5 protein-coding genes are annotated in these 6,237 nt (G+C 68.2%); 1 reads left to right on the forward strand and 4 read right to left on the reverse strand.

Annotated features, from left to right (window positions below; translation table 11 throughout):
* Position 1: 1 nt before the first annotated feature.
* The 4 genes from mmsB to Q4I23_RS29510 form a co-directional block, all read right to left on the reverse strand.
* Positions 2-1,081 (reverse strand): multiple monosaccharide ABC transporter permease, encoded by a 1,080-nt coding sequence (gene mmsB / locus Q4I23_RS29495; protein WP_498528573.1) that lies wholly within the window; start codon positions 1,079-1,081, stop codon positions 2-4.
* Positions 1,078-2,661 (reverse strand): multiple monosaccharide ABC transporter ATP-binding protein, encoded by a 1,584-nt coding sequence (gene mmsA, locus Q4I23_RS29500; protein WP_498528574.1) that lies wholly within the window; start codon positions 2,659-2,661, stop codon positions 1,078-1,080. The genes mmsB and mmsA overlap by 4 nt, the downstream gene beginning before the upstream one ends.
* Before the next feature lie 227 nt (positions 2,662-2,888).
* A complete protein-coding gene (gene chvE / locus Q4I23_RS29505) occupies positions 2,889-3,962 on the reverse strand; it encodes a multiple monosaccharide ABC transporter substrate-binding protein (RefSeq protein WP_498528575.1) in 1,074 nt (357 codons plus the stop codon).
* Positions 3,963-4,077: 115 nt separating this feature from the next.
* Positions 4,078-5,106, reverse strand: a complete 1,029-nt coding sequence (locus Q4I23_RS29510) for a LysR family transcriptional regulator (RefSeq protein ID WP_498528576.1) — start codon at positions 5,104-5,106, stop codon at positions 4,078-4,080.
* Between the two features lie 150 nt (positions 5,107-5,256).
* On the opposite strand from Q4I23_RS29510, the gene Q4I23_RS29515 reads away from it, so the two are divergent.
* A complete protein-coding gene (locus Q4I23_RS29515; RefSeq protein WP_498528577.1) occupies positions 5,257-6,141 on the forward strand; it encodes an SMP-30/gluconolactonase/LRE family protein in 885 nt (294 codons plus the stop codon).
* Positions 6,142-6,237: the final 96 nt, after the last annotated feature.

The following is a 6,237-nucleotide window of genomic DNA, read 5'->3' on the forward strand; positions in this document are numbered from 1 at the left end:
GTTATAGTCTCGTGGGCTCGGAGATGTGTATAAGAGACAGGGCCGAGGCACCGCCGATGAAGCAGGCGGCGATCACGTCCAGCTCGAACGAGACGCCGGCTTTCGGCGTGGCGGTGTTCAGCCTTGCGGCGAAGATCAGCCCGGCCAGCGCCGCCAGCACCCCCATGTTGACGAAGGTGTAGAAGCTGAGCCGCCGCGTGTCGATGCCGGACAGCTTGGCCGCCTTCTCGTTGCCGCCCAGCGCGTAGACGCGCCGCCCCACCGTGGTGTTGCGGGTGACGAAGCTGTAGAGCGCGATCAGCACGCTCATGATGATCAGCACGTTGGGCAGGCCGCGGTAGGAGGCCATCAACTGCCCGACATAGATCAGCACGGCGGCCAGCGCGACGTTCTTCGCCACGAACAGCGGCAGCGGCTCCTGCTCGATGGCGACGCTCTGCCGGCGCAGGCGCGCCCTGGTGTTCATCGCCACCAGCGCGGCGGCCACGGCCGCGCAGAGCAGCAGGCTGGTCAGGTGGAACTTGCCCAGGTTGAAGGCGTCCAGCGCCAGGACGTCGGGGATGAAGCCGGAGCTGAGGCGTTGGAACTCCACCGGGAAGGGACCGACCGACTGACCAGCCAGCAGAATCAGGCACAGGCCGCGGAAGACCAGCATGCCGGCCAGCGTCACGATGAAGGAGGGGATGCGCAGATAGGCGACCCAGAAGCCCTGCACCGCCCCTATCGCCGCCCCGGCCAGCAGGCACAGCAGCGTCGTGGTGACGAAGTCCAGGTGGAGCCGCACCATCAGGGTCGCCGCCAGCGCGCCGATGAGGGCGACGACCGAGCCCACCGACAGGTCGATGTGCCCGGCGACGATCACCAGAAGCATGCCCAGCGCCATGATGACGATGTAGCTGTTCTGCAGCACGAGGTTGGTCAGGTTCAGCGGCTGGAGCAGCGTGCCGTCGGTCATGTACTGGAAGAACAGGACGATGGCGACCAGCGACAGCAGCATGCCGTAGTCGCGCATGTGCGCCTTCACGAACCGTCCCATGGACACCCGCGGACCGCGGGCCGGAAGGTTGAGTTCGGCACTCATGGCAGAGCCTCCCCGGACATCAGCGTCTCGCCGGAGCGCATGATCGCCCGCATGATGTTTTCCTGGCTGGCCTCGGCCGCCGGCATCTCGGCGACCATTTCGCCGGCGTTCATCACGTAGATGCGGTCGGCGACGCCCAGCAGCTCCGGCATTTCGGAAGAGATCAGGACGACGCCCCGGCCCTCGGCGACCAGCTGGTTGATGATGGTGTAGATCTCGTACTTGGCGCCGACGTCGATGCCGCGGGTCGGCTCGTCGAGGATCAGCACCTGCGGGTCGGCGAACAGCCATTTGCTGAGCACGACCTTCTGCTGGTTGCCGCCCGACAGGTTGACCGTCTCCTGGAAGACGTCGGCGCAGCGGATGCGCAGCCGGCGCCGGAACTCCTCGGCCACCTGGACTTCGCGCTCATGGTCGATGACCCAGCGCCTCGCCACCCCCCTGAGGTTCGCCAGCGTGACGTTGTGGCGGATGTCGTTGTCGAGCACGAGGCCGAGATGCTTGCGATCCTCAGTCGCGTAGGCGAGGCCGTTCGCCATGGCCCGGCTGATGGTGGAGACGTCGATCTCCCGCCCGTCGAGGAAGGCTTTCCCGCGGATGTTGCGGCCGTAGGAGCGGCCGAACAGGCTCATCGCGAACTCGGTGCGGCCGGCGCCCATCAGCCCGGCGATGCCCACCACCTCGCCGCGGCGGACGGTCAGGTTGACGTCGCGGACGACGCGCCGGCCGGGATGGGCCGGGTGGTCGGCGCTCCACCCCTTGACCTCGAACAGCACCTCGCCGGGTACGGTGGTCCGCCGGGGGTAGCGGTCCGACAGGGCGCGCCCGACCATGCCGCGGATGATGCGGTCCTGGCTGACCACGGCCTCGCGGCAATCCAGCGTCTCCACCGTCGTGCCGTCGCGCAGGATGGTCACCCGGTCAGCGACCTTGGCGATCTCGTTCAGCTTGTGCGAGATGAGGATGGAGGCGATGCCGCGCGCCTTGAACTGCAGCAGCAAGTCCAGCAGGGCGTCGCTGTCGCTTTCGTTCAGGCTGGCGGTCGGCTCGTCCAGGATCAGCAGCTTGACCTCCTTGGACAGCGCCTTGGCGATCTCCACGAGCTGCTGCTTGCCGACGCCGATGTCGGTGATCAGGGTCTCCGGCGGGTCGTGCAGCCCGACCAGCCGCAGCAGTTCCCGCGCCCGCAGGGTGGCGGCGTCCCAGTCGATCACTCCACGGCTCGCCTGTTCGTTGCCGAGGAACAGGTTCTCGGTGATCGACAGCAGGGGGACGAGCGCCAGCTCCTGGTGGATGATGATGATGCCCAGCCGCTCGCTGTCGGCGATGCCGCGAAAGGCCTGGGGCTGGCCGCGGAAGCGGATCTCGCCGTCGAAGCTGCCTTGCGGGTAGACCCCGCTCAGCACCTTCATCAGCGTCGACTTGCCGGCGCCGTTCTCGCCGATCAGCGCGTGGATCTCGCCCTCGCGGACCGACAGGTTGACGTCGTCCAGCGCCTTCACGCCGGGAAACGTCTTGGTGATGCCCGTCATCTCAAGGATCGGCATCGCCAGACTGGACCGCTCCAGGATGGAGTCCATGAGAATCCTCCGAGGAACCTGCGACCGCCCGAGCGCACCTCAGTCCGGTGGCCGGTCGCTCGCATTTTCAATCCCCTCTCCCCTCTGGGGAGGGGGTTAGGGTGAGGGGGGTGCGCTTTTGCCGGACGCACCGTCACGCGCATCCCCCTCACCGGCCCTTCGGGCCACCCTCTCCCCAGAGGGGAGAGGGTTATGAAAGCCGAGTGCGCCGGCCCCGCGCCGCCGCGTCACTTGAACTGCGCTTCGGCGTAGTAGCCGCTGTCGACCAGCGTGCTCTTCCAGTTGGAGGCGTCCACGCTGACCGGCTTCAGCAGGTAGGCCGGGACGACCTTCTTGCCGTTGTCGTAGGTCTTGGTGTCGTTGACCGGCGGCGTGCCGCCGCCCAGCACCGCGTCGACCATCTCCACCGTGACCCGGGCCAGCTCGCGGGTGTCCTTGAAGACGGTGGCGCGCTGCTCGCCCGCCAGGATCGACTTGATTGAGGGCACTTCGGCGTCCTGCCCGGTCACCACCGGCATCGGCTGCGACGGTGAGCCGTAACCGACCCCCTTCAGGGAGGAGATGATGCCGATGCTGATCCCGTCGTAGGGCGACAGCACGGCGTCGACGCGGCGGTTGCCGTAGAAGGCGCTCAGCAGGTTGTCCATGCGGGCCTGGGCGGTGGCGCCGTCCCAGCGCAGGGTGGACACCTTGTCCATGCCCACCTGACCGCTGCCCACCTTCAGCTTGCCGCTGTCGATGTGGGGCTGCAGCACCGACATGGCGCCGTTATAGAAGAAGTAGGCGTTGTTGTCGTCGGGCGAGCCGCCGAACAGCTCGATGGTGAAAGGACCCTTGCCGTCCTTCAGGCCCAGCGCGTCGACGATGTAGCTGCCCTGGAGCACGCCGACCTGGAAATTGTCGAAGGTCGCGTAATAGTCCACATTCTCCGACCCGCGGATCAGCCGGTCATACGCGATGACCTTGACCCCGCGGTCCTTGGCCTGCTGAAGCACGTCGGTCAGCGTCGTGCCGTCGATAGCGGCGATCACCAGAACCTTGCTGTTCTTGGCGACCATCGTCTCGATCTGGGCGAGCTGGTTGGGGATGTCGTCCTCGGCGTATTGCAGGTCGGTCTTGTAGCCCTTGGCCTGGAACTGCTTGACCATGTTGTTGCCGTCGTCGATCCAGCGGGCCGAGGACTTGGTGGGCATCGCGATGCCGACGGTGGGTTTGTCCTGCGCCAGTGTCGGTGCGGCGGCGACGGTGAGGGCCAGCACGCCAACGGCCATCCCGGCCAGTGTGGTCGTGAACGAAGACATGGGCCGATTTCCTCCCCCTTCTGCGGCACCGGGTTGGCCACACCCGCGGCTCTTGAACGGGTGTCGGGTGGCGCAATGTTTGTAAGGCTAGCAATCGGCCGAAAAACCATAACTGTCAAATACGATTATTGGCGGAATCCATACGCATTTCGGTATCACTTGCAGGGCTGGGCTGCGGCGTTTCCAGCGCGCGGCGCATCTTCGCGTCGGACGCCGCCCGCAAGGCGGCCAGGGCGGTGCGGGCACCCGGCGACAGCGGGCGGTCCTTCAGCCAGAAAATGCCGTAGGGCTCGACACTGAAGCGCTTGTGGAAGGGCACGATGGTGCAGCTGCCGGTGGGGGAGAACACCTGGGCGAGCGCGCGGGCGAAGACGGTGACCGAATCGTTCTCGGCGACCATCGCCAGGGAGATGACCGGGGAGGCGCTTTCGATCACCTTGCGCGGCGGCGGAACCCCTTCGGCGCGGAACAGCGCCTCGACCCGGCTGCGCAGCAGGCTGCCCAGCGGCTGGAGAATCCAGGTGGCGTCCACCAGATCGGCCGCGGTCAGCGGGCGGCCGAGCCGCAGCAGCGGGTGGCCGTCGCGGCAGACGAAACACAGCTCCTCGCTGCTGATCTCCTGATAGTCGAAGCACGCGGCGTCGACGTGGCCGGGCAGGCGGCCGACCGCGAAATCCATGACGCCCTGCTGCACCCGCTCGGCCAGTACGTCGCTGGTCTCCACCGCCACGGCGATCTTCAGGTCGGGGTGATCGCGGGTCAGCGTGGTGATCACCGGCACCACCAGCTCCACCGCCGGGGCCATCACCGTGCCGATGGAGACGCTGCCGCTGTGGCCGGCCAGCAGGTCGTTCAGCTCCTCCCCCGCCTCCTGCAGGCCGCTGAGGATCGCCCGCGCGTGGCGGATCATCAGGCCGCCGTACCAGTTCGGCTCGACGCCGCGGCCATGGCGCTCGAACAGGGTGACGCCCAGCGACTCCTCCAGGTCGCCCAGCAGCTTCGAGGCCGCCGGCTGCGACATGGTCAGGCTGGCGGCGGCGCGGTGCAGGTTGCGGTGCTCATCCAGCGCCACGAACAGCTGGAGATGGCGCAGCTTCAGCCGGGCCTTGAGGAACCAGTTGGCCGGGAAACGGTGCGGGGTCACGGGCGGGGGCCTCCGGTCTGGCGAGGCGCCGACATACGAAATCTTGTATCGCCGGTGCCGATATTCGTATTGGACGCGTATCAGAACGCCCTCTATTGTTGGCATGGTCAACAAAATTCAGAACGGGACCGCGAGGGGGAGGCAGACGGCATGCCGCAGGAGGTTCGTTGCGTCTGGCCCGCCCGGGCGCTCCTGGGCGAAGGCCCGCTGTGGTCGCCGGGGCAGGGCGCCGTCTTCTTCGTCGACATCCACGGATCGCGGATTCTGCGCCACGGGCTCGACGATGGGTCCCGAACGGACTGGGCGCTGGAGGACGCCGCCTGCTGGCTGGTGGAGTGCGCCGATGGCGACGGCTTCATCGCCGGGCTGCGCTCGCGCCGGGTGGTCCGCCTGCGGCTGGAGCCGGGCCGCGCGGTGATCGCCGGGGAACTGGTGCGGATCGATCCCGACCGGCCGGGCAACCGCCTGAACGACGCCAAGGCCGACGCGCAGGGGCGCCTGTGGATCGGCAGCATGGATGACGGGGAGGAAGCGCCGTCCGGCGCCTTCCACCGCCTCGACCCCGATGGCGCCCTGACCTGTGTGGACGGGGGCTACACCGTCGCCAACGGCCCGGCGCTGGCGCCGGACGGGCGGACGCTCTACCACACCGACAGCGCGGCGCGGACGATCCACGCCTTCGACCTCGACGGCGCGGGGCGGCTGTCCGGAAAGCGCGCCCACATCCGCTTCGCCGAGGCCGACGGCTATCCCGACGGCATGACCTGCGACGCCGAGGGCGGCCTGTGGGTCGCCCATTGGGACGGCGGGCGGGTCAGCCGCTTCCGGCCCGACGGCGCGCTGGACCGCGCGATCGCGCTTCCGGTGTCGCGGGTCACCTCCTGCGTCTTCGCCGGCTCCGCCCTCGACCGGCTGTTCGTGACCACCGCAGCGCATGGCCGCCCCGACGAACCGCTGGCCGGCGCGCTGTTCGAGTGCGATCCCGGCGGCGTGCGCGGCCTTCCGCCCGGCCGCTTCGGGCGTCCGCCGGGCTGACCCGGCCTGCAATCCACCCGACAAAAGGACCCCAACGGCCATGGCCCCCAGCGCCCGCCCCTACCGCTGTCTCTTATACACATCTGACGCTGCCGA

This window comes from Azospirillum sp. UFLA03-27, from assembly GCF_059803775.1.

Coding starts and splice junctions, on each gene's coding strand:
- mmsB (WP_498528573.1), bottom strand. CDS start 1,081: ATGAGTGCCGAACTCAACCTTCCGGCCCGCGGTCCGCGGGTGTCCATG.
- mmsA (WP_498528574.1), bottom strand. CDS start 2,661: ATGGACTCCATCCTGGAGCGGTCCAGTCTGGCGATGCCGATCCTTGAG.
- chvE (WP_498528575.1), bottom strand. CDS start 3,962: ATGTCTTCGTTCACGACCACACTGGCCGGGATGGCCGTTGGCGTGCTG.
- Q4I23_RS29515 (WP_498528577.1), top strand. CDS start 5,257: ATGCCGCAGGAGGTTCGTTGCGTCTGGCCCGCCCGGGCGCTCCTGGGC.